This window comes from Streptomyces sp. CA2R106, assembly GCF_037034245.1.
Taxonomy (GTDB): Bacteria; Actinomycetota; Actinomycetes; order Streptomycetales; family Streptomycetaceae; genus Actinacidiphila.
Genome location: NZ_JBAGKC010000011.1, coordinates 143,721 through 166,253 on the forward strand (window position 1 = coordinate 143,721; position 22,533 = coordinate 166,253).

At 73.3% G+C, this 22,533-nt stretch carries 23 protein-coding genes; 12 read left to right on the forward strand and 11 right to left on the reverse strand.

Translation table 11 applies throughout. The features are described from left to right. The 4 genes from WA788_RS18835 to pssA all read left to right on the forward strand — a co-directional run bounded on the left by WA788_RS18835 (nucleotide 1) and on the right by pssA (nucleotide 3,450). Complete coding sequence (locus tag WA788_RS18835) at nucleotides 1-579, forward strand: MaoC family dehydratase (protein ID WP_335978845.1); 579 nt, start codon at nucleotides 1-3, stop codon at nucleotides 577-579. 1 nt (nucleotide 580) lies between these two features. Then, the gene (locus tag WA788_RS18840; RefSeq protein ID WP_335978753.1) at nucleotides 581-1,795 is read left to right on the forward strand and encodes an acyl-CoA dehydrogenase family protein; all 1,215 of its coding nucleotides are present in this window, start codon (nucleotides 581-583) and stop codon (nucleotides 1,793-1,795) included. Between the two features lie 181 nt (nucleotides 1,796-1,976). Then, nucleotides 1,977-2,624, forward strand: a complete 648-nt coding sequence (locus WA788_RS18845; protein WP_335978755.1) for a phosphatidylserine decarboxylase — start codon at nucleotides 1,977-1,979, stop codon at nucleotides 2,622-2,624. Then, entirely contained in the window at nucleotides 2,611-3,450 is an 840-nt protein-coding gene (pssA, locus tag WA788_RS18850; protein ID WP_335978758.1) for a CDP-diacylglycerol--serine O-phosphatidyltransferase, read from the forward strand. The genes WA788_RS18845 and pssA overlap by 14 nt, the downstream gene beginning before the upstream one ends. Before the next feature lie 432 nt (nucleotides 3,451-3,882). Here pssA and WA788_RS18855 read toward each other — a convergent pair whose 3' ends face one another. Then, nucleotides 3,883-5,037: a glycerate kinase gene (locus WA788_RS18855; RefSeq protein ID WP_335978760.1), complete on the reverse strand. Its 1,155-nt coding sequence runs from the start codon at nucleotides 5,035-5,037 to the stop codon at nucleotides 3,883-3,885. An 85-nt stretch (nucleotides 5,038-5,122) separates the two neighbouring features. Here WA788_RS18855 and WA788_RS18860 point away from each other — a divergent pair, with 85 nt between their 5' ends. Then, a complete protein-coding gene (locus WA788_RS18860) occupies nucleotides 5,123-5,647 on the forward strand; it encodes an NUDIX hydrolase (RefSeq protein ID WP_335978762.1) in 525 nt (174 codons plus the stop codon). 22 nt (nucleotides 5,648-5,669) lie between these two features. Here the strand turns inward: WA788_RS18860 and WA788_RS18865 are convergent, their stop codons facing one another. Next, entirely contained in the window at nucleotides 5,670-6,149 is a 480-nt protein-coding gene (locus WA788_RS18865; protein ID WP_335978764.1) for an SCP2 sterol-binding domain-containing protein, read from the reverse strand. A 242-nt stretch (nucleotides 6,150-6,391) separates the two neighbouring features. Here WA788_RS18865 and WA788_RS18870 point away from each other — a divergent pair, with 242 nt between their 5' ends. From WA788_RS18870 to WA788_RS18880, 3 genes are all read left to right on the forward strand, one after another. Further along, nucleotides 6,392-6,823: a hypothetical protein gene (locus WA788_RS18870; RefSeq protein WP_335978766.1), complete on the forward strand. Its 432-nt coding sequence runs from the start codon at nucleotides 6,392-6,394 to the stop codon at nucleotides 6,821-6,823. A gap of 69 nt (nucleotides 6,824-6,892) precedes the next feature. Further along, nucleotides 6,893-7,738 (forward strand): helix-turn-helix transcriptional regulator, encoded by an 846-nt coding sequence (locus WA788_RS18875; RefSeq protein WP_335978768.1) that lies wholly within the window; start codon nucleotides 6,893-6,895, stop codon nucleotides 7,736-7,738. Between the two features lie 57 nt (nucleotides 7,739-7,795). Continuing rightward, nucleotides 7,796-8,275, forward strand: a complete 480-nt coding sequence (locus WA788_RS18880) for a PGPGW domain-containing protein (protein WP_443034061.1) — start codon at nucleotides 7,796-7,798, stop codon at nucleotides 8,273-8,275. 37 nt (nucleotides 8,276-8,312) lie between these two features. On the opposite strand, the gene WA788_RS18885 is transcribed toward WA788_RS18880, so the two are convergent. From WA788_RS18885 to WA788_RS18915, 7 genes are all read right to left on the reverse strand, one after another. Continuing rightward, nucleotides 8,313-9,746, reverse strand: a complete 1,434-nt coding sequence (locus WA788_RS18885) for a phytoene desaturase family protein (RefSeq protein ID WP_335978770.1) — start codon at nucleotides 9,744-9,746, stop codon at nucleotides 8,313-8,315. Further along, on the reverse strand, nucleotides 9,743-10,687 hold the full coding sequence (locus tag WA788_RS18890; RefSeq protein ID WP_335978772.1) for an inositol monophosphatase family protein: 945 nt from the start codon (nucleotides 10,685-10,687) through the stop codon (nucleotides 9,743-9,745). The genes WA788_RS18885 and WA788_RS18890 overlap by 4 nt, the downstream gene beginning before the upstream one ends. A gap of 43 nt (nucleotides 10,688-10,730) precedes the next feature. Beyond that, entirely contained in the window at nucleotides 10,731-12,296 is a 1,566-nt protein-coding gene (locus WA788_RS18895) for an NCS1 family nucleobase:cation symporter-1 (RefSeq protein WP_335978774.1), read from the reverse strand. 78 nt (nucleotides 12,297-12,374) lie between these two features. Beyond that, complete coding sequence (locus WA788_RS18900; RefSeq protein ID WP_335978776.1) at nucleotides 12,375-13,391, reverse strand: TIGR03842 family LLM class F420-dependent oxidoreductase; 1,017 nt, start codon at nucleotides 13,389-13,391, stop codon at nucleotides 12,375-12,377. Nucleotides 13,392-13,449: 58 nt separating this feature from the next. Then, nucleotides 13,450-14,850 carry a dihydropyrimidinase gene (gene hydA / locus WA788_RS18905; protein ID WP_335978778.1) on the reverse strand — a complete coding sequence of 467 codons (1,401 nt, stop codon included), beginning with the start codon at nucleotides 14,848-14,850 and terminating at the stop codon, nucleotides 13,450-13,452. Next, nucleotides 14,847-16,193: an aspartate aminotransferase family protein gene (locus tag WA788_RS18910; protein ID WP_335978780.1), complete on the reverse strand. Its 1,347-nt coding sequence runs from the start codon at nucleotides 16,191-16,193 to the stop codon at nucleotides 14,847-14,849. Before WA788_RS18910 ends, hydA begins: the two co-directional genes overlap by 4 nt. A gap of 4 nt (nucleotides 16,194-16,197) precedes the next feature. Further along, complete coding sequence (locus tag WA788_RS18915) at nucleotides 16,198-17,040, reverse strand: nitrilase-related carbon-nitrogen hydrolase (protein WP_335978781.1); 843 nt, start codon at nucleotides 17,038-17,040, stop codon at nucleotides 16,198-16,200. Nucleotides 17,041-17,329: 289 nt separating this feature from the next. On the opposite strand from WA788_RS18915, the gene WA788_RS18920 reads away from it, so the two are divergent. From WA788_RS18920 to WA788_RS18935, 4 genes are all read left to right on the forward strand, one after another. Beyond that, nucleotides 17,330-17,761 carry a MarR family winged helix-turn-helix transcriptional regulator gene (locus WA788_RS18920; protein ID WP_335978783.1) on the forward strand — a complete coding sequence of 144 codons (432 nt, stop codon included), beginning with the start codon at nucleotides 17,330-17,332 and terminating at the stop codon, nucleotides 17,759-17,761. Between the two features lie 43 nt (nucleotides 17,762-17,804). Continuing rightward, nucleotides 17,805-19,364, forward strand: coding sequence for an MFS transporter (locus WA788_RS18925; RefSeq protein ID WP_335978785.1), 1,560 nt, complete (start codon nucleotides 17,805-17,807; stop codon nucleotides 19,362-19,364). Nucleotides 19,365-19,446: 82 nt separating this feature from the next. Next, nucleotides 19,447-20,013 carry an isochorismatase family protein gene (locus WA788_RS18930; protein WP_335978787.1) on the forward strand — a complete coding sequence of 189 codons (567 nt, stop codon included), beginning with the start codon at nucleotides 19,447-19,449 and terminating at the stop codon, nucleotides 20,011-20,013. A gap of 148 nt (nucleotides 20,014-20,161) precedes the next feature. Next, nucleotides 20,162-20,902 (forward strand): hypothetical protein, encoded by a 741-nt coding sequence (locus WA788_RS18935; RefSeq protein ID WP_335978789.1) that lies wholly within the window; start codon nucleotides 20,162-20,164, stop codon nucleotides 20,900-20,902. A 68-nt stretch (nucleotides 20,903-20,970) separates the two neighbouring features. On the opposite strand, the gene WA788_RS18940 is transcribed toward WA788_RS18935, so the two are convergent. Both WA788_RS18940 and WA788_RS18945 read right to left on the reverse strand, forming a co-directional pair. After that, a complete protein-coding gene (locus tag WA788_RS18940) occupies nucleotides 20,971-21,990 on the reverse strand; it encodes a zinc-dependent alcohol dehydrogenase family protein (protein WP_335978791.1) in 1,020 nt (339 codons plus the stop codon). A gap of 85 nt (nucleotides 21,991-22,075) precedes the next feature. Then, nucleotides 22,076-22,531 (reverse strand): MerR family transcriptional regulator, encoded by a 456-nt coding sequence (locus WA788_RS18945; RefSeq protein WP_335978792.1) that lies wholly within the window; start codon nucleotides 22,529-22,531, stop codon nucleotides 22,076-22,078. Nucleotides 22,532-22,533 lie beyond the last annotated feature (2 nt).

Genomic DNA, 22,533 nt, shown 5'->3' on the forward strand with positions numbered 1-22,533 from the left:
GTGCAGTTCGGGCGTACTTACGAGGAGTTCGAGGTCGGCGCCGTCTACCGGCACTGGCCCGGCAAGACGGTCACCGAATACGACGACCACCTCTTCTGCCTCCTCACGATGAACCACCACCCGCTCCACATGGACGCGCACTACGCCGGGAGCAGTACGGACTTCGGCCGCAACGTGGTGGTCGGCAACTACGTCTACTCGCTGCTGCTGGGCATGTCCGTGCCCGACGTGTCCGGAAAGGCGATCGCCAACCTGGAGATCGAGTCGCTGCGGCACGTGGCGCCGACCTTCCACGGCGACACGATCTACGGCGAGACGACCGTGCTGGGCAAGCGGCCGTCGAAGTCGAAGGACGACCGCGGCATCGTGGAGGTGGAGACCCGCGGCTACAAGCAGGACGGCACCCTGGTCTGCGTCTTCCGCCGCAAGGTGATGGTGCCGACCGCCTCCTACGTGGCCGAGCGCGGCGGCGAGCAGCCCGGCCGCCCCGAACCCGCACCCGCCGCGGGCACCGCAGAGACCGCCGGCCCCGCCGAACCCACCGGCACCGCCGGCACCGACTCCCGGGGAGGGAAGTGACATGGCCGACCGCCTCGCGCAGACCGAGGGTCTGACCGACATCCAGCGGGAGATCCTCGCCACCGTGCGCTCCTTCGTCGACAAGGAGATCCTGCCGGTCGCCACCGAGCTGGAACACCGCGACGAGTACCCGACCGAGATCGTCGCGGGCCTGAAGGACCTGGGCATCTTCGGCCTGATGATCCCCGAGGAGTACGGCGGGCTCGGCGAGTCACTGCTGACCTACGCGCTGACCGTGGAGGAGATCGCCCGCGGCTGGATGAGCGTGTCCGGCATCATCAACACGCACTTCATCGTCGCGTACATGATCAAGCAGCACGGCACGCAGGAGCAGAAGGACTACTTCCTGCCGAAGATGGCCACCGGCGACGTACGCGGAGCGTTCTCGATGTCGGAGCCGGGGCTCGGCTCCGACGTGTCCGCGATCCGCACCAAGGCCGTCCGGGAGGGCGACGCCTATGTGCTCAACGGCCAGAAGATGTGGCTGACCAACGGCGGCTCGGCCAACCTCGTGGCCGTGCTGTGCCGCACCGACGAGGGACAGCCGGCCGACGCGCCCGCGCACCGGTCGATGACCACCTTCCTGATCGAGAAGGAGCCCGGCTTCGGCCCGAACCCCAAGGTCTCCGGGCTCACCGTGCCCGGCAAGATCGAGAAGATGGGCTACAAGGGCGTCGACACCACCGAGCTGGTCCTCCAGGACGTCCGCGTGCCGGCCGACCGGGTGCTCGGCGGAACCGGCGGCCGCGGCTTCTACCAGATGATGGACGGCGTCGAGGTGGGCCGGGTGAACGTCGCCGCGCGCGGCTGCGGGGTCGCCCGCCGCGCCTTCGAGCTGGGCATCTCCTACGCCCAGCAGCGCGAGACCTTCGGGCGGCCGATCGCGCAGCACCAGGCGATCCAGTTCAAGCTGGCCGAGATGGCCACGAAAGTGGAGGCCGCCCACCAGCTCATGGTCAACGCCGCCCGCAAGAAGGACTCCGGCGAGCGGAACGACCTGGAGGCGGGCATGGCCAAATATCTCGCCTCGGAGTACTGCAAGGAGGTCGTCGAGGACGCCTTCCGCATCCACGGCGGCTACGGCTTCTCCAAGGAGTACGAGATCGAGCGGCTGTACCGTGAGGCCCCCATGCTGCTGATCGGCGAGGGGACCGCCGAGATCCAGAAAATGATCATCGGACGGCGGCTGTTGGAGGAGTACCGTGTCGACGGGTGAATGTCCGCGTTCGCAGCGGTTTTCCTGAGATGAGAGTCACACTGCGTGAAAACGGCAGGTGCGGGAACCGGCCATCGACTCGCCCATCAGCTTGCCGAGTTGCCCGTGTCAGCCGATACCATCAGTGAAAGCCGCCGTCCCCAGAAGCATTTCGCGGCACCCTCCGCTACGAAGGTCTTCCATGCCCCACAGCCAATCCTCTGCACCTCGCCGCCGGGTCGGCCTCGCGCGCGGAGCGTCGCCGTGGCTCCTGCCGACCGCGGCCACGGCGGCGGTCAGCCTGCTGCGCGCCCGACGCTCCGGACGGTGGACGGCGGTGGCCGTCCCCGCCACCGTCCTCACCGCCGGCATGCTGTGGTTCTTCCGCGACCCCGAGCGGAAGATCACCGAGGGCGGGGTGGTCTCCCCCGCCGACGGCGTGGTCCAGAGCGTCATGCCGTGGAAGGACGGGCGCACCCGCGTCGCGATCTTCATGAGCCCGCTGAACGTCCACGTCAACCGCGCCCCGCTGAGCGGCACGGTCACCTCCGTCGAGCACATCCCCGGCGGGTTCGTACCGGCGTTCAACAAGGAGAGCGAGCACAACGAGCGGGTGGTCTGGCACTTCGACACCGAGATCGGTGACGTCGAGGTGATCCAGATCGCCGGCGCGGTGGCCCGGCGGATCGTGCCGTACGTGCCGCGCGGCTGCAAGGTCGAGCAGGGCGAGCGGATCGGGCTGATCCGGTTCGGCTCCCGGGTGGATGTCTACCTGCCGGAAGGCGTGGGCAGCGCGGTCGAGGTCGGCGAGACCATGACGGCTGGGGTGACGCGTCTTGACCGTGACTGAGCACGAGACGCACAACTGGGTCAGCGAGATCGAGGAGCAGGACGACGACCTGCCGCTGTCCACCCGGCTGTCGATCGCGGACGCGCTGACGCTCGGCAACGCGATCTGCGGCTTCATGGCCGTCTACTTCACCACCACCGGCGTGCTCGTCCCGCACCTCATGGGGAACAGCAGCAACGCGATGTCCAAGCACAGCGCGGCCAACGCGGTCACGCTGATGCTGATGGCGTCCGTCTTCGACCTCTTCGACGGTCTCGTCGCGCGGAAGCTGCGCAGCTCGGCGATGGGCGCCGAGCTGGACAACCTCTCGGACCTGATCAGCTTCGGGCTCGCGCCCGCGTACTTCGTCGTCGTGTGGGGGATCGTCACCGACGACGCCCACGGCAAGGTGGCCGCCGCCGCGGCCGTACTTGTCGTGCTCGCGGTGGTCCTGCGGCTTGCCCGCTTCTCCTGCACCACTCTGCGCGACGGCGTCTTCCAGGGCATGCCCAGCCCCTTCGGGGCAATGACCGTGGTGTCCCTGGTCCTGCTCGAGCTGCCCTTCGTCCCGACCGTGCTCGCGATCGTCGGGGTGGCGTGGCTCATGGTCAGCCGCGTCGAGTACCCCAAGCCGCGGGGGCGCCTCGCACTCGTCACGTTCTGCTGGACGCTGGTCAGCATGGGGTGCCTCGCCGCCTGGACCCTCGACATTCCCGGGGGGCACCAGCTGCTCCAGGCCGGCTGCGCCCTCCAGTGCGTCGCCGCCGCCACGATTCCCGGGTTCGCGACCACCCGCCGCGTCAACACCTTCCGCGCCAACCGTCGCGAACGCGCTACCGCGCGGTAAACGCACCCCCCCCGGGTGCCCCCGTCCCGTCCGCCCCGGGACCACCTCCCGGTGGGCGGCTCCTGCCCTCCGGGCGGGTGGGTTCCGCCGTCCCGGGATCACCTGCTTGCCTGTGGCTTGTCGCGCAGTTCCCCGCGCCCCTGATTGGCTCGGCTCCCTCCGCAGGATGGGGGCCGCGGAAGGGTCTGAAGCTTTCACCTGCCGACGGGCAGGATGGGGGCCGCGGAAGGGCCGAGCGGAATCAGGGGCGCGGGGAACTGCGCGACAAGCCCAGGACCGGCAGGTGGTCCCGAAGCAGACCGGAGCGGGCTGGGCGGGGGGACGGCCGGCACGGAAGGGCCGAGCGGAATCAGGGGCGCGGGGAACGGCGCGACCAGCCCCCCACCGGGGGGTGGTCCCGGGGCAGACCGGACGGGGGCACCCGGGGGGAGGTCAGCCGAGGAAATCCCGCGCCAGGGAGGCCGCCGCGAGCCGCAGGAGCCGCGCGGCATCAGCCATGCACCGTTGGACATCGGGTTCGAGCTCGGCAAGAGCATACGCACGGGTGATGCCGACGGAGGCGAGCTCCTCGGGGGAAAGGGCGAGGCGGCCGCAGACCGCGGCGACGGGCACTCCGCGGGAGCGGGCCGCCGCGGCGACGCCGACCGGCGCCTTGCCGTGGAGGGTCTGGGCGTCGAGGGAGCCCTCACCGGTGATGACGAGGTCGGCGCGGCTGACCGCGTCGGCGAACCCGAGGACGTCGAGGAGGACCTCGATCCCGGGCCGGAAGGACGCGCGGAGCCCGACGAGGGCGCCGTACCCGATGCCGCCGGCGGCGCCGGCCCCGGGCGCGTCGGCTGCGGCGAGAGCCGCACCCCCGAGGGTGGCGCCGAGCACGGCGGCGTACTGCCCGAGCGCACCGTCGAGGAGCGCCACGTCCTGCTCGGAGGCGCCCTTCTGGGGCCCGTAGACGGCGGCGGCGCCCTTGGGCCCGCGCAGCGGGTTGTCCACGTCGCTGGCGAGCACGATCTCCGTGTCGGCCAGCCGCGGGTCGAGCCCGGACAGGTCCGCGGTGGCGAGCGAGGCGAGCGCGGCGCCGCCGGGCGCGACGGGCACCCCTTCGGCGTCGAGCAGGCGGGCGCCGAGCGCGGCGAGCATGCCCGCGCCGCCGTCGGTGGTGGCGCTGCCGCCGACCCCGAGCACGATGGTGCGGGCCCCGGCGTCGAGCGCGGCGCGCAGCAGCTCGCCGGTGCCGTACGTGGTGGCGGTCAGCGCCGCGAAGACCCCGGGGGGCAGGTGCCGCAGCCCGGACGCCTCGGCCATCTCGACGACGGCGGTGCCGGCGCGCAGCGCGTACGCCGCGTCGACCGGTGCGCCGAGCGGGCCGGCCACCCGCGCGGTGCGGCGTTCGAAGCCCGCGGCGACCGCCGCGTCCACGGTGCCGTCGCCGCCGTCGGCCACGGGCAGCGACGTGACGGCCACCTGGGGTGCCACCTCGTGAAGTCCGGCGGTGACGTGGGCGGCGACCTCGACCGCGGTCAGCGAGCCCTTGAACTTGTCCGCGGCGACGAGGACATGCCCCACCGGCCGCCGTGCTGCGTCGGACACGTGATCTCTCCTGATCCGGAACGGGACGTCGCGCCGGTTCGAGACCCTATCCCACCGGCCGTACGCACCCCGTAGGTTGGTGCGTATGACCACCGACTACGCCACGTACATCGCGTCGCTGCCCAAGATCCTGGCCAGTGCGAGCACCCTGTTCCGCTCGACCGACGGCCGGGTGCTGCTGGTCGAGCCCAACTACCGGGACGACGGCACCTGGACGCTGCCGGGCGGCACCATCGAGTCGGACCAGGGCGAGACCCCGCGGCAGGGCGCCCGCCGGGAGACGCTGGAGGAGATCGGCCTCGACGTGGTGCCCGGCGCGCTGCTGGCGATCGACTGGATCGCCGGCGCCGCCCGGCCGCCGCTGGTGATCTACCTCTACGACGGGGGCGTGCTCGGCGACGACGAACTGGCGGCGATCAAACTCCAGGCGGAGGAGTTGGACTCCTGGCGGCTGGTGGCGCCGGAGGACCTGGAGCAGTACCTGTACGCGAACGGCGCGCGCCGGGTCCGGGCCGGGCTGGCCGCGCTGGCAGCGGGCACCGCGCCGGTGGAGCTGGTGGACGGCGACCCGGCGCAGGAGGCGGCCGCCGCCGCGCCCGAGGGGAGTTGACGGAGGCCGCCGCGCCCGCGGGCTACGCCTTGGGGATGTCGAAGAAGTACGTCAGACCGCCGGCGAGGCGGATGTCGCCCTTCACCTTCAGCTTGCGGGTGAAGAACAGGGTGGGTCCCGAGGCGTTGCCGGAGACCAGCTTCAGGAACTCCGGTGCGGCCATCGTCAGGCTCAACTGCGGTGTGCGGTCGGTGCGTTCGGTCGTCACCGTGCAGGCGCCGCCGGCTATGTGCGTCTCGTAGACGTCGTCGCGGTCGCCGGGCTCGGTGCCGGACTCGGTGATCCGCCAGCGGATCAGGGCGTCCCGGCCGCCGGCCGCCTCGGGCTTGAACCGGGTGTGCATCCGCCCGAACACCTCGTCCAGCACCCGGCGGCGCTGCGGCCCGGCCATGAACTCGCTGAGCCGGCGGCCCGGCAGGCCCTTCACGATCCGGGCGAACTCGCCCGGCTCCACGGACCCGAAGTCCAGCGCCTCCAGGTCGAGATCATCAAGTGCGGCCATGCTTACGCCTCTTCCTGACTTCGCAGTAACCTTACTGGCGAGTAAGGTTAGTGAACCGCCCTTCGACTGGCAAGGGTTACGGACTGAGGTGGGACACCGGTGCCCCCGCCGACTTAAGATTCTGCGCACGGGGGACGACGGCTTTTCGCTTGGCGGCGGCCATCTGTGCCGGCACGGCCGGACACGGGTCGGGTCGGCAGACCCCGGCCAGGTCACCACAGCGAAAGAAGGCGGAAAGTCCCATGGCGGAACGGCAGTACCTCGGGCGCGGCGTGAACACGTCGTGGGAGAAGTTCTGGTACGTCCTCGGCTGCATCTACTTCGGCGTGTACTACCTCGCCAAGGTGCCCGCGAAGAAGGCCCTGAGCGAGTACGGCCTGGTCCAGATGACCGGCGCCGAGCAGTTCTGGTACGTCGTGCTGTGCATATTCGGCGGGGGCGGCTACTTCAGCAAGGTGATCTTCAAGCGCGCGCTGTCGGAGGTGCGCGACCCGGCCGCGATGTACCAGGCCGGCGGCCAGCCGCAGATCGGCTACCAGCAGCCCGCCCCGGGCTACGGCACCCCGCAGCCCGGCTACCAGCAGCCCGCCCCCGGCTACGGCAGCCCGCAGCCGGGCTACCCGCAGCAGCCCGGCGCCCAGCCCGGCCAGGGCTACGGCTACCCCGGCGCCTGACCGCCCGCGTCCGTAGCCGGGGACCGGCTGTCCCTGGCTACGGACGGCGGCCGAGTGCATGGTGGAGGGGTGGACAGAACCGAACTGGCCGACTTCCTGCGGCGCTGCCGCACCCGGCTCTCCCCCGCCGACGTCGGGCTCTCCGCAGGGCCACGGCGGCGCACCCCCGGGCTGCGCCGCGAGGAGGTGGCGCGGCTGGCGGGGATGTCCACCGACCACTACACGCGGCTGGAGCAGGCCAGGGGCTCGTACCCCTCCCGGCAGATGCTCGCCGCGGTCGCCCGGGCGCTGCGGCTGAGCGGTGACGAGCGCGACCACCTGTTCCTGCTGGCCGGCGAGGAGCCGCCGCGCGGTGGCCGGCCGGCCACCGCACATGTCCGCCCGGGTCTGCTGCTCGTCCTGGACCGGCTGGCCGACACCCCCGCGCAGGTGGTGAGCGACCGCGGCGACGTGCTGGCGCAGAACGCGATGGCCAAGGCGCTGCACGGCGACGCGTCCGCCCGCCCGGAGGACCAGCGCAACATCGCCTGGCGCTACTTCACCGACCCGGCCGCCCGTGAGCTGTTCCCGGCCGAGGACCGCGACCGCGGCGCCCGTGCGGCGGTCGCCGACCTGCGCGCCACCCTCGCCCGGCGCCCGGACGACCAGCGGCTGGCCGGGCTGGTGCGCCGGCTGCGCGAGCGCAGCGCGGAGTTCGCGGCGCTGTGGGACGACCACGAGGTGGCCGTGCGGCGCAGCGACGTCAAGCGCTTCCTGCACCCGGTCGTCGGGCTGCTGGAGCTGGAGTGCGAGGTGCTGGTCAACCCCGAGCACGACCAGCGGCTGGTGGTGTACACCGCGCGCCCGGGCAGCGCGTCCCGCGAGCGGCTGGAGCTGCTGCGGGTGGTGGGCTTGCAGCAGCTGACCCCCGGCTGAGCCGCCCGCGGGGCGCGTTGCCGCGCCGCCCACCGGCCCGGCGGCTACGGTGAGGCGGTGAGCGCGGCGCGGCGTACGGGTCAGGGCGGGCCGGAGCGCCCCGGCGGGTCCGGTGTGCCCGGCGCGGTGGAGCGGTCCCGGCGGCTGCACCCGGCGAAGCGGCTGGCGCTGGGCGTGCTCGGTGGTGTGCTGCTGCTGGTCGGGCTGGCGCTGCTGGTGCTGCCGGGGCCGGGCATGCTGCTGGTGCTGGCCGGGCTGGTGCTGCTGTCGCGGGCGGTGCCCGCGGTGGCCCGCTTCGAGGAGCCGGTGCGGGTCCGGGCGATGCAGGGCGTGGCGGCGAGCGTGGCCTCGCCGTGGCGGATCGCCGGGACCGCGCTGGCCGGGCTGGCGCTGATCGGCGCCGGGGTGGTGTGGGGCGCGCGGCTGGTGCCGCGGCTGCCGTTCGGCGGCTGGAGCACCGGGTCGAGTCTGATCCTGTCCGGGCTGGTGCTGCTCGGACTGCTGGGGTGGAGCTACCGCCGGACGCACCGCTCCTGACGCCCCGCGTGACCGCTCCTGACGGCCCGCGTGGTGTCTACGCGCGGGCCGCGGCCCGCCTCAGGTGCCGCAGCACCGCCTTCGCCGCGTTGTGGCCACTCATGCCGTGCACGCCCGGCCCGGGCGGGGTCGCCGAGGAGCACAGGAAGACCCCGGGGCGCCGGGTCGCGTACGGGATCGCGGCCAGCCGCGGCCGCAGCACCGTCTGGAGCCCGGAGAACGCGCCGCACGCGATGTCGCCCTCCACGTAGTTGGCGTTGCGGGCGGCCAGGCCCGCGGGGCCGGTCACCGCGCGGGCCAGCACCAGGTCGCGGAAGCCCGGCGCGAACCGCTCGATCTGCCGCTCGACGGCGTCGGTCGCGTCGCCGTGCCAGCCGCGCGGGACGTGCGCGTACGCCCAGAAGACGTGCTTGCCCGCGGGCGCGCGGGACGGGTCGACCACGGTCGGCTGCGAGGTGATCAGGAACGGCGTCTGCGGCATCCGGCCGGCCACGGCCCGGTCGAGGGCGTCGCCGATCTCGGTGTACGTGGGGCCGATGTGCACCGTGCCGGCCTCGCGGGCGGCGGGCGCGGTCCACGGCACGGGGCCGTCCAGCGCGTAGTCGATCTTGAAGACGGACGGGCCGTAGCGGTAGCCGCGGTAGGCGTCGCCGAGCGCGGCGATCCGGGCCAGCGCGGTGGGCGAGGTGTCGAAGACGTACGCGCGGGCCGGCGGGAGTTCGTCGAGCTTGCGCACGGTCACCCCGGTGGTGACGGCGCCGCCGAGTTCGGCCAGGTGCGCGGCGAGCGCGTCGCTGATCGCCTGGGAGCCGCCGCGCGCCACCGGCCAGCCGCGTTCGTGGGCGGCCAGCGCGAACATCAGGGCCATGGCGCCGGTGAGCGGTTCGCGCAGCCGCGCGATGGCGTGCCCGGCCAGCCCCGCGAGCAGGCCGCGGGCCTTCGCGTCATGGAACCGGAGCGCCATCAGGCCGACCGGGGGCAGGCCGGTGAGGCCGAACCGGGCGAAGCGGTAGGGGTCCTTGGGCAGCCCCGCCCACGGCGGCCGGAAGAAGTCCGCGGCCAGGGCGTCCCAGTGGCCGGTGTACGGGGCGAGCAGCTTGCGGTAGGCGGGCGCGTCGCGCGGCCCGAGCGAGGCGGCGGTCTCCCCGACCGTGCGGCCCAGCACGGCGGCGGTGCCGTCGGGGAAGGGGTGCGCCATCGGCACCCGCGGGTGGAGCCACTCCAGGCCGTGCCGGGCCAGCGGCAGCGCGCCGAACGCCGGCGAGCCGACGCCGAAGGGGTGGACGGCCGAGCAGGGGTCGTGGCGGAAGCCGGGGAGCGTCAACTCCTCGGTGCGGGCGCCGCCCCCGACGGTGTCGGCGGCCTCGTAGACCTGCACGGACAGGCCGGCGCGGGCGAGTTCGACCGCGGCGGTCAGGCCGTTCGGGCCGGCGCCGACCACGACCGCGTCGGCGACCACCGCGCGGCTCACCGCGGGCCGCCCGCGGGCCCGCTCGGCGCGCCGCTGTGCAGACCGTCCGCCGCACTGCTCGCCGCACTGCCCGCCGCGCCGCTCTCCGAGAAACCGACACCCAGGGTGCGCACCACGCGCTCGGCGGTCGCCGCGTTCCGGGCCACCGTGAACGGCAGCCGGTTGCCCCCGGCGACGCGGAACGGCGCCCCCGCCGGCGTCAGGCTCGCGCCGCCCGCCTCCGAGACCAGCAGCAGCCCCGCGGAGTGGTCCCAGGGCGCCTCCCAGAAGAAGGCCACACCGTCGGCGATGCCCCGGGCGACCTCCAGGTAGGCCAGGCCGGCGCTGGTGACGCACGGCACCGTCTCGACGCCCGCCGCCTCCAGCCGGGCCAGCGCGGCGCGCTCCTCGGCGTGGCGGAAGACCGGGTTGGAGATCCATATCCGCAGCGGCTCGCGGTCGGCGGCCGTCCGCAGCCGCGCCCCGTCGAGGTACGCGCCCAGCCCGCGCCGCGCGGTGGCGAACAGGCCCAGCTGCGGGGCGTACGTCCAGGAGGCCACGGGCTCACCGCCGCGGACCAGGCTCACCAGCGTGGAGAAGCCCTCGTCGCCCCGGACGAACGCCGAAGTGCCGTCGACCGGGTCCACCACCCACACCGGGGCGTCACCGCGCAGCAGTTCCAGCAGGGCCGGGTCGGCCGCGACCGCTTCCTCGCCCACCACCACGGAGCCGGGCAGCAGTTGGGGCAGCCGCCGCGTGAGGGCCTCCTCCGCCCGCCGGTCGGCGGTGGTGACGAGGTCGTGCGGCCCGTTCTTCTCCACGACGTCGGCATCGGCCAGCCGCCGCCAGCGCGGGGTCACTTCGGCCGCGACGACGTCCCTGACGACCGCCTCGACATCGGCGGTGAACGCGTCGGTCAGGTCCTCCGCGGTCGGCGGCGCCGTGCCTGCATCGTTGCCCATGCCCCCTATCCAACCAGAGACGGCCCCGGCCCCGTGCCCCGTCTCACCCGGCGCCGGCCGCACCCGGCGGCCGGGCGAGCATCAGGGCGAGGTACACCACGAGGGACGCCCCGAGGCCGACCGCCCAGCCGTAGTCCGCCAGGGGCTGGAGGAAGGGGATCAGCCCGTGCACGGGGAAGGGCCCCGCCTTCGTGCCGTCCGCGCCGAGGGTCGAGTACGAGCCGCCGACCGCGAGCAGGCCGCCGGTCGTGAACGCCGCGACGGCCCGCCAGTTCCAGCCGCCGGTGTACCAGTAGCGTCCGTGGTCGGCGTACAGGTCGGCCAGGTGCAGTTCGGTGCGCCGCACGATCCAGTAGTCGGCGATGAGGATGCCGGCGACCGTACCGAGCAGGCCGCCGACCACGCCGAGCCAGGTGAAGATGTACAGCTGCGGTGTGGAGGTCAGCTTCCACGGCATGACGAGGACCCCGACCACACCCGTGACGACCGCGCCGGTGCGGAAGGTGACGCGCTTCGGCGCGAGGTTCGCCAGGTCGTACGCCGGGGAGACCACGTTCGCCGCGACGTTCACCGAGATCGTCGCGATGAAGACGGTGACCAGCGCGAAGAGCAGGCCGAAGACGTTGTCGGTCCGGCCGGCGAGTTCCACCGGGTCCCAGATCGCCGCCCCGTAGACCTGCTGCGATCCCGAGGTGACCAGCACGGACATCAGCGCGAAGAGCGTCATGGTCGTCGGCAGTCCGAGGGTCTGGCCCCACGCCTGTGCCCGCTGCCCGCGGCCGAAGCGGGTGAAGTCGGGGATGTTCAGGGACAGCGTCGACCAGAAGCCGATCATGCCCATCAGGCCGGGGAAGAAGACCTTCCAGAAGTCCGCGCCCCAGCCCAGCTTCGACGGCTGGTGCAGCAGGGGGCCCAGGCCGCCCGCCTTGTGCGCGATCCAGACCAGCAGCACGGCCGCGCCCACCAGGACGAACGGCGCCGCCCAGTTCTCGAAGCGCCGCAGGGTCTCCATGCCGCGGTATATGACGGCGAGTTCGATCGCCCAGAAGACCAGGAAGGACAGCCACAGCGTCCACGGGTAGCCGCCGACCTCGCCGGTGTCGGCCCACCCGCCGAAGATCTTGCCCAGCAGCACGAAGATGCCCTGGCCGCCGATCCAGGTCTGGATGCCGAACCAGCAGCACGCCACCGCCGCCCGCACCAGTGCCGGCAGGTTCGCGCCGCGGACCCCGAACGAGGCCCGCGCCAGCACCGGGAACGGGATGCCGTACTTCGGGCCGGCGTGGCCGGTCAGCAGCATCGGCAGCAGCACGATCACGTTGGCGAGCGCGATCGTCAGCACCGCCTGCTTCCAGTCCATCCCCAGCGCCACCAGCCCCGAGGCCAGCGTCCAGGACGGGATGCAGTGCGCCATGGCCACCCACAGCGCGAGGTAGTTGTACACGCCCCAGGTCCGCTGCTCTACCGGGACCGGAACCAGTTCGGCGTTGGCGAAGGGTGCGGAGGCCACCGCGGACGGGTCGGACAGCGCGACCCGGCCGTCCGGGTACGCCTGCTGGGCGGAGCCGCCCGGGGACGCGGGCGGGGGTATGGGAGCGGTGTCGGTCATGGGCGGTCCGTCCGTTCGGAGGAGGGCGGCAGGGGGACGCGGTGCCGTGCGGGGGGCCGTCGAACCGGGAGGCGCGGGTCAGGGGTTGAGGGCGGGGATGATGTCGGTGCCGTAGGTGTCGATGACGGTTTCCTGGGCGTCGTGCATGTCGTAGACCGCGAACTGGTCGACGCCCAGGGCGCGCAGGGCCTCCAGTTTGGCGATGTGGGCCTGCGGCGGGCCCAGCAGGCAGAAGCGGTCCACGATGTCGTCGGGGACGAAGGCGGTGTCGGGGTTGCCGGCGCGGCCGTGGTGGGAGTAGTCGTACCCCTGGCGGGCCTTGATGTAGTCGGTGAGTTCGTCCGGCACGGCCGCGGAGTGCTCGCCGTAGCGGGAGACCAGGTCGGCGACGTGGTTGCCGACCATCCCGCCGAACCAGCGGCACTGGTCGCGGGCGTGGGCGAGGGCGGCCGGCGAGTCGTCCGCCGTGACGTACGCCGGCGCGGCCACGCAGATCGTGATCCCCGCCGGGTCCCGGCCCGCCTGCTCGGCGGCGGCGCGCACCGCCTTGACCATGTGCTCGGTGAGGTAGACGTCGGCGAGTTGGAGGATGAACCCGTCTGCCTTCTCCCCCGCCATCTTCAGCGCCCTCGGCCCGTACGCGGCCATCCACACCGGCAGTTCGCCGTCCTCGACCCAGGGCAGGCGCAGCGCGGTGCCGTCGACGGCGGCCTCGCGGCCCTCGGCGAGGTCGCGGATCACCGTGATCGCCTCGCCGAGCCGCGCGAGTGTGTTGGGGCTGCGGCCGGCCACCCGCATCGCCGAGTCGCCGCGGCCGATGCCGCACACCGTCCGGTTGCCGTACATGTCGTTGAGCGTCGCGAAGGTCGACGCGGTCACCTCCCAGGTGCGGGTGCCGGGGTTGGTGACCATCGTGCCGACCCGCATCCGCTCGGTCCGCGCCAGGATCTGGCTGTGGATGACGAACGGCTCCTGCCACAGCACCGCCGAGTCGAAGGTCCACCCGTACGTGAACCCGCTGCGCTCCGCACGCTGCATCAGCGACACGACCCGCGAAGCCGGCGGGTCGGTCTGGAGAACGAGTCCGAAGTCCATGGCGGCACCGCTCCTTCAGCTTCGATGAATGGTCGACGGAACCCGCCGCGGCGGCGGGTCAGCCGAGGAACTGGCAGGTGCCGCGCGGCACGTACTGCCCGTGCCCGGCCCGCCCGACGTACGCGCGGTCCTGGATCACCGGCACCCCGCGGGAGAGCACCGTCTGCGCCTGCCCGGTGATCCGGCGGCCCTCGTAGGCGTTGTAGTCCACGTTCATGTGGTGGCTGCCGGCGGACAGCACCTGCTCGGCGTGCGGGTCGTAGACGACCACGTCGGCGTCGGCGCCGGGGGCGAGGGTGCCCTTGCGCGGGTAGAGGCCGAACATCCGGGCCGGCGTGGCGCAGGCGATCTCGATCCAGCGGCGGCGGGTGAGGTGGCCGTCCAGGACCGCCTGGTGCAGCAGGTCCATCCGGTTCTCCACCCCGGGCAGCCCGTTGGGGATCTTGGAGAAGTCGCCGCGGCCGATGTCCTTCTGCCCGGTGAAGCAGAACGGGCAGTGGTCGGTGGAGACCACCTGGAGGTCGTCGGTGCGCAGGCCCTGCCACAGCGCGGCCTGGTGCTCGCGCGGCCGCAGCGGGGTGCTGCACACGTACTTGCTGCCCTCGAAGCCGGGTTCGGCGAGGTTGTCGGTGGACAGGAAGAGGTACTGCGGGCAGGTCTCGCCGAAGACCGGCAGCCCCTGGTCGCGGGCGGCGATCAGCTCGGCCACCGCCTGCTGGGCGGAGACGTGCACCACGTACAGCGGGGCGCCGGCCACCCGGGCGAGCTGGATGGCGCGGTGGGTCGCCTCGGCCTCCAGCAGCGCGTGCCGGACCTCGCCGTGGTAGCGCGGGTCGGTCCGCCCGGCGGCGAGCGCCTGCCGCACCAGGACGTCGATGGCGATCCCGTTCTCGGCGTGGGCCATGATCAGCCCGCCATTTCCCCCGGCCCGCTGCATCGCCCGCAGGATCTGCCCGTCGTCGCTGTAGAAGACCCCCGGGTAGGCCATGAAGAGCTTGAAGCTGGTGATGCCCTCCTCGACCAGGAGGTCCATCTCCCCCAGTACCGGCTCGTTGACGTCGGCGACGATCATGTGGAAGCCGTAGTCGATCGCGCACTTCGCGTCGGCCTTGGCGTGCCAGGCGTCGAGGCCGGCCCGGAGGGTGCCGCCGACCTGCTGGATGGCGAAGTCCACGATGGTGGTGGTGCCGCCCCAGGCCGCGGCGCGGGTGCCGGTCTCGAAGGTGTCGGCGGCGACGGTGCCGCCGAAGGGCATCTCCATGTGGGTGTGCGCGTCGACGCCGCCGGGGATGACGTAGCGGTCGGTGGCGTCGATGACGGTGTCGGCGGTCCAGCCGGCCGCGGTGTCGCTGTCGTGGGCGGCGAGCGCGGCGATCCGGCCGCCCTCGATCAGCACGTCGGCGTGGACCTCGTCGGCGGCGGTGATGACCAGGCCGCCGCGGATGAGGGTACGGCTCATCGCGCGCCCCCTTCCGCGGGCTGCTTGGCCACTTCGGCGTGGGCGGCGGCCAGGGCCTCGCCCAGCGCGTCGGCGCCCTCCTCGGCCTCGGCCACGGTGAGGGTCAGCGGCGGGGCGATCCGCAGCGCGTTGCCGGCCCGGCCGCCCTTGCCGATGAGCAGGCCGCGTTCGCGGGCGGCCTCCAGGACGAGGGAGGCGGCGGCCGGCGACGGGGTGTCGGTGCCGGGTTCGACGAGCTCGACGCCGAGCATCAGGCCGCGGCCGCGCACCTCGCGGACCAGCGGGTTGCGGGCGGCGACCGCGTCCAGCCGGGCCCGCAGCAGGCCGCCGACCCGGCGGGCGTTGCCCTGGAGGTCGTGGTCGAGCAGGTAGGTGAGGTTGGCGAGGGCGCCGGCGGTGGTGATCGGGCTGCCGCCGAAGGTGGAGATGGAGTTGGCGTCCAGGCAGTTCATCACCTCGGCGCGGGCCACCACGCCGCCCATGGACAGGCCGTTGCCGATGCCCTTGGCGAAGGTGAGGATGTCCGGCGGGCCGGCCTCGGCGTGCGCCTGCCAGCCCCAGAAGTGGTCGCCGGTGCGGCCCCAGCCGGTCTGCACCTCGTCGGTGATCCACAGGATGCCGTGCCGGTCCAGCACCCGCTTGAACGCCGCGAGCAGCCCGTCGGGTCCGGAGGTGAAGCCGCCCACGCCCTGCACCGGTTCGGCGATCAGCGCGGCGATGGTGCCGCCCGCCTGTCCCAGCAGGTCTTCCAGGTCCGCCACGCAGGCGTCGGTGAACTCCGCGTCCGTCAGGTGCGCGTACGGGCCGCGGGTGCGCACCCCGCCGTGCACGTAGAGCGTCTGGAGCGGGGAGAGGCTGGTCGGGGACCAGGCGGAGTTGCCGGTGATGCCGATCGAGGTGAAGGACCGGCCGTGGTAGCTGTTGCGCAGCGCCAGCACCTGGTTGGAGCGGCGGTAGGTGGTGGCCAGCAGCAGCGCGGTGTCGTTGGCCTCGGTGCCGGAGGTGGTGAAGAACACCCGGGCGTCGGGGATGCCCGACAGCCGGGCGATCCGCTCGGCGAGTTCGACCGCCTGGCGGCTGAGGTAGAGCGTCGAGGTGTGCAGGATCTTCCCGGCCTGCTCGGTGACGGCCGCGGTCACCTCGGGCAGCGCGTGCGCGGTCATCGTGGTGAGGATGCCGCCGAAGAAGTCCAGGTAGCGCCGTCCCTCGGCGTCCCAGACGTGCCGGCCGGCGCCGTGCGTCAGCTCGATCGGCCGGGCGTAGTAGGTGGCCAGCCAGTCGGGCAGCACCGCCTGGTGGCGGGCGTGCAGCGCGGCGTGCGCGCTGCCGGTCGCGGTTGCCATCTGCTCACGCCTCCGTCAGGTCGCCGTAGGCGTCGGGCCTGCGGTCCCGGTAGAACGCCCAGGTCTGGCGGACCTCGTCGATCAGGTCGAAGTCGAGGTCGCGGACGAGCAGTTCCTCCTCGGTGTCGGAGGCGGCGCCGTCCACGAGCTGCCCGCGCGGGTCCACGAAGTAGCTGCTGCCGTAGAAGTCGTTGTCGCCGTACGGCTCGGTGCCGACGCGGTTGATCGCCGCGACGAAGTACTCGTTGGCGACGGCGGCGGCCGGCTGCTCCAGCTGCCACAGGTACGCCGACAGGCCGCGGCTGGTGGCCGAGGGGTTGTAGACGAGCTGCGCGCCGGCCAGGCCCAGGGCGCGCCAGCCCTCGGGGAAGTGCCGGTCGTAGCAGATGTACACCCCGATCCGGCCGACGGCGGTGTCGAAGACCGGCCAGCCGAGGTTGCCGGGTTTGAAGTAGTACTTCTCCCAGAAGCCCTCGACCTGCGGGATGTGGTGCTTGCGGTACTTGCCGAGGTAGCTGCCGTCGGCGTCGATCACCGCGGCGGTGTTGTAGTAGAAGCCGGACTGCTCGACCTCGAAGACCGGCACGACCAGGACCATCCCGGTCTCCTTCGCCAGCGCCTGCATCCGGCGCACCGTGGGGCCGTCCGGCACCGGTTCGGCCCACCGGTAGTGCTCGGCCTCCTGCACCTGGCAGAAGTAGGGGGCGTTGAAGACCTCCTGGAAGCCGATCACCTTGGCACCCTGGGCGGCGGCGGCCCGCGCGTGCTCCTCGTGCTTGGCGATCATCGACCCGGTGTCCCCGGTCCAGGTGGCCTGTACCAGCGCGGCCCTGACGACGTTGCTCATCCGCAGCTCCTCTGACGTGACGTCACGTCGGTTCTACGCCCGTAGATCCCAGCCGTCCGACGAACGTAAGTCCCGCGCACCACTGTGGCAAGGCCCGTGCCGTTACCACGGGGGAACAGGCTTGTTTCGCACCCGCCCGACCCGTACGGCGGCATCCGGACGGCGCGTCAGGCGTACAGCGCGGCCGAGAGGTCGCGGGGGCGGGTTCCGGGCACCGCCGGGCGCGGCGGCGCCCGGAACTCGACAGGCAAACTTGCAAGTTTTCCTGTCAACCTTCTACGCTGGAGGCATGTCACAGGCCGAACGCCTCCGCACCGCCGACGAGCTGACCACGCTCGTCGCGCACCTGTCGCGGCGCATGCGCACCGCGTCGAACGACGCGGAGATCACGCCGTCCCAGCAGTCGGTGATCAGCCGGCTCGACCGGGAGGGCCCCGCCACCACCGCGGCCCTGGCCCGGGGCGAACTGGTCCGCCCGCAGTCGATGCGGATGACGCTCGCCGCGCTGGAGGAGCGCGGCCTGGTCGAGCGCGCTCCGCACCCGACCGACGGCCGCCAGGTGGTCTTCTCCCTCACCGACGCGGGCACCGACCTGCTGCGCACCGGCCGCCGCGCCCGCCGCGGCTGGCTCGCCGAGGCGATGGAGGCGCAGCTCAGCCCGGACGAGCAGCGCGCGCTGACGGACGTGGTGCCGCTGCTGCGCCGGCTGGTCGAGTCGTGACCCCCGCCCTCATACGCTCCCCCGCCCGCCGGGCGGTCGCGCGGTGACCCGGCCCCCGAACGGCCCGGCGCCCGAGCCCCACGCGTCCGGACCGGACATCCCAGGTCTTCACGCCTCCGGGACGCACACCCCCGAGCCGCACACCTCAGGGCCCCACGCCTCCGGGCCGCACGCCCCGGAACCGGCCGCCGACACCGCGGGCGCGACCCCCGGCTTCGGCCCCCGCCTCGTGGTCCCGCTGATGCTCGGCGCGGTGCTCAACCCGATCAACTCCACCATGATCGCCACCGCGCTGGTCGCGATCGGCGGCAGCTTCCACGTCGGCGCCGCCGACACCGCCTGGCTGGTGTCGAGCCTCTACCTGGCCAGCGCCGTGGCGCAGCCGACGATGGGGCGGCTCGCCGACCGGCTCGGGCCGCGCCGGGTGTTCCTGACCGGGCTGCTGGTCGTGGCCGCGGCCGGGCTGGTGGGCACCGCGGCGCCCTCGCTGGGGTGGCTGATCGGCTCCCGGGTGCTGCTCGGCATCGGCACCTCCTCCGCCTACCCGGCGGCGATGGCGCTGCTGCGGTCCCACTCGCAGCGGATCGGCGTGCCGACACCGCGCCCGGTGCTGGGGCTGCTGTCGCTGGCTGGCCTGTCGAGCGCGGCGGTCGGCCCGGTGCTGGGCGGCGTGCTCGCCGCGACGCTGGGCTGGCGCGCGGTCTTCGCGGTGAACCTCCCCCTCGCGCTGCTCGGCTTCGTCCTGGCCGCGCTCTGGCTGCCGCGCACTCCCCCGGCCCCGAACGAGAGCGGCGCCCCGGCCGAGAACGGCGCCCCGGCCGGCGCCGCCGGGCCCGTACGGCCGCAGGGCGGTATCGACCCGGTCGGCATCGCCCTGTTCGCCGCGCTGCTCACCGCCTTCATGCTCTTCCTGATGCGGCTGTCCGCCCCGCCGTGGCCGCTGCTACCGGTGGCCGCCGTGCTGGCGGGCGTGCTGACCTGGTGGGAGCTGCGCCGCAAGACGCCCTTCCTGGACCTGCGGATGCTGGCCCGCAACCGCCCACTGACCCTGACCTACCTGCGGCATGGCATGTCGTACCTGGTCGTCTACTGCGTGATGTACGGCTTCGCGCAGTGGCTGGAGGACGCCCACGGCTACTCCTCGGCGACGGCCGGTCTGCTCATGCTGCCGATGTCGGTGGCGGCGATGGCCACCTCGATGCTGGGCACGCGGACGAAGGGCATCAGGGCGCCGCTGACCACCGCCGCGGTGCTGCTGCTGGCCGGCAGCGGGCTGCTGCTGGCGGCCGGGCACACCACCCCCGCGGTCGCGCTGTGCGCGGCGGGCGCGCTGTTCGGCCTGCCCCAGGGCCTGACCTCCACCGGCAACCAGGCCGCGGTCTACGCGCAGGCGCCGCCCGGCGAGACCGGCAGCGCCGCCGGGCTCCAGCGCACCGCGCAGTACCTCGGCGCGATCACCGCGGCCAGCCTGATCGGCCTGTGCTACGGCCCGCGCGCCACCGACGCGGGGCTGCACGAGATGGCGCTGGCCACGCTGGTCCTCGGCGCCGCCGTCCTGCTGCTCACCGCGGCCGACCGCTCCCTGCGGGGCACGACCCGGTGACCCGCCCCACGACCTTTCCGTCCTTTCCGTACCGCACGGAACAGCACAGCACCACCCACCCCGTGAGAGAGAGCACTGCGCCATGACCGCGACCACCCTCGACGCCCGCACCGCGCTCGTCGTCATCGACCTCCAGCAGGGCATCACCGCGCTGCCGACCGTCCACCCGTCCGCCGAGGTGATCGAGCGCGCCGCGCGGCTGGCCGCCGCCTTCCGCGCGCGCGAGCTGCCCGTGGTCCTGGTGAACGTCACCGGTGTCGCGCCCGGCCGCACCGACGGCGGCCCCGGCGGCACCGTGACCTTCCCCGACGGCTGGGCCGACCTGGTCAAGGAACTGGACCAGCAGCCGGGCGACATCACCGTCAGCAAGCAGCAGTGGGGCGCGTTCTACGGCACCGGCCTCGACATGGAGCTGCGCCGCCGCGGGGTGACCCAGGTCGTGCTGGCCGGCATCTCGACGAGCATCGGGGTGGAGTCCACCGCCCGCGACGCGTTCGAGGCCGGCTACCACGTCACGATCGCCACCGACGCGGTCACCGACACCGACGCGGACGCCCACGCCAACTCCGTGCAGCGGATCTTCCCGCGGCTCGGCGAGACCGGCAGCACCGACGAGATCCTGGCGCTGCTGCCCGCCGCGGCCAACTGAACCGTACCCGCGCCCGGCGGGGGCGGTGACCTCCGCCAGGAACCCTGCCGCGGCCGCCGCCGTACCCGCCCGGGTACGGCGGCGGCCGCGCGTGCGGGCCCGCACCGGGGGCGACGGCCCGGCTCGAACACCGCTACGATGCCGCGCCATGAGCGACGACGTGCGCAACCTCGTACTGGTCCTGGCCGGTCTGGTCATCGGCGGTCTGCTCGGCTGGCTGGTCCGCGGCTACCTGTGGCGGCGCCGGCTGCACCGCAAGCAGCGGTTCTTCGGGCTGCCGACGGACTCCGAGTGCCTGCTGGTGGTGCCGCGCGACCCGGGTGCGCGCGGCTGGAGCCTGGCCCGGCACGACGCCTTCGCGCTGCTGGAGCTCGCCGCGGTGATCAAGGAGTGCGGGGCGCACGCGGAGGTGCTGGCCCACGACACCGCCTGGCAGGGCTTCGGCGCCCGCACCGAGTTCTGCATCGGCGGGCCGACTGCCAACTTCCGGCTGGCCGCCCACCTGCGTTCGATGCTGCCGGGCGTGGAGATCGACACCGACCCGGCGCAGGGCCCGGAGCAGGGCGCGATCACCGTGGCCGGCGAGACGTACCGGCTGGAGAAGGGCGCGGTGGAGTACGTCCTGCTGGCCCGGCTGTCGTCCGCCCGCGACTCCGGCAACGAGCGGCCGGTGTTCCTGGCGTCCGGACAGCGCGGCACAGCCAACCAGGCCGCGACCCGCTACCTGGCCCGCCACCACCCGCGGCTGATCCGCAAGTACGGCCTGGACTCGACCTTCTGCCTGCTGCTGCGGGTGGTGAACTCCCAGGCGTACGGCTCGGACGTGGTGGAACTCGTCGCGGACGTCACCAAGGCGGCGACCACCGCCCCCAAGGCGGGCAAGAGCTAGGGACGGTACGGCCGGGCCGGTGGTGCGGGTAGGGCGTCAGGGCGTCAGGGCGTCAGGGCGTCAGGGCGTCAGGGCGTCAGCAGCACCTTGACGGCGCGGCGCTCGTCCATCGCCCGGTAGCCCTCGGCCGCCTGTTCCAGCGGGAGCGTGAGGTCGAAGACCCGGCCGGGTTCGATCTCGCGGTCCCAGATGAGCCGGATCAGCTCGGGCAGGTATTCGCGGACCGGCGCCGGGCCGCCGTGGAGGTGGACGCCGGTGCTGAAGAGCAGGTCGCCCGGGATGCTGACGCCGTGGGAGACGCCGACGAAGCCGACGTGCCCGCCCGCCCGCGCGGCGTGGATCGCCTGCATCATGGCCTCCTGCGTGCCGACCGCCTCGATGACGCCGTGTGCGCCGAGGCCGCCGGTCATCGCCTTGACCTTGGCCGCTCCCTCGTCGCCGCGCTCCTCGACGATGTCGGTGGCCCCGAACTCCCGGGCCAGCCGCTGCCGGTCGGGGTGGCGGCTGAAGGCGATGATCCGCTCCGCGCCCAGTTGCCGGGCTGCCAGGACGCCGAGCAGGCCGACCGCGCCGTCACCGACGACGGCGACGGTCCTGCCGGGCCCCGCCTGCGCGGCCACCGCGGCGAACCAGCCCGTGCCCAGGACGTCGGAGGCGGCGAGCAGGGACGGGACGAGATCGGCGTCGGGCAGGCCCGGGGTGGCCACCAGCGTGCCGTCGGCCAGCGGGACGCGCGCCCGCTGGGCCTGCGTGCCGATCGAGCCCATGACGGTGCGGTGCACACAGTGGGACTGGTAGCCCGCCCGGCAGATCTCGCAGGTGTTGTCCGAGGTCCAGAACGAGCCGACCACGAAGTCACCGGCCTTGACCGTCCTGACCTGCGGGCCCACCTCCTCCACCACACCGACGTACTCGTGCCCCATGACCTGGTGGTCGACCTGCTGCACACCGCGGTACGGCCACAGGTCCGAGCCGCAGACGCAGGTGGCGGCCAACCGGATGACCGCGTCCGTGGGCTCCTCGATCCTCGGGTCGGGGCGGTTCTCGACGACGATCTCACCGGGCCGGGTCATCACTACTTGACGCATGAAAGCTCCGTCTCACTTGCAGTTGCTTCCGGGCAGCGCGGATCAGCGGGCGAAGGCCGGGAGGGCGCTTCGCGAGCTGATCGTTTCACCTGGCCGGCTTGAGTTGCCCGACCAGCGCGCGCGCCTCGGCGGCCAGTCGTTCGGCCTCGGCCTCGTCGCCGGCGGCCACGGCGTGCCAGTAATCGATCTTGATCGTGACGTACTTGCGCCGGGCCCTGACCAGCCGGGCTTCTTCGGCCAGCCGCTCGGCGCGCTCGCTGAGCAACGCGATCTGCTGCGCCGCCGCGGCCGGGCCGAGCCGGCCGTTCTCGACGTAGTGCCGCATGTCGCTGACCGGCATGCCGGTCGCCGCCATGCACGCGACCGCGGTCAGCAGCTCCACGTCCGCGTCCGTGTAGACGCGGTGCCCGCTGCTCTCGCCGCGGGCGACCGGCGCGGTCACGCCGATCGACTCGTAGTAGCGCAGCGTGCTGGCGGGCAGCCCCGCGAGGGCCGCGGCTTCCTTGATCGTGTACGTTCGCTCGCCGATTCCTGCTGTCACCC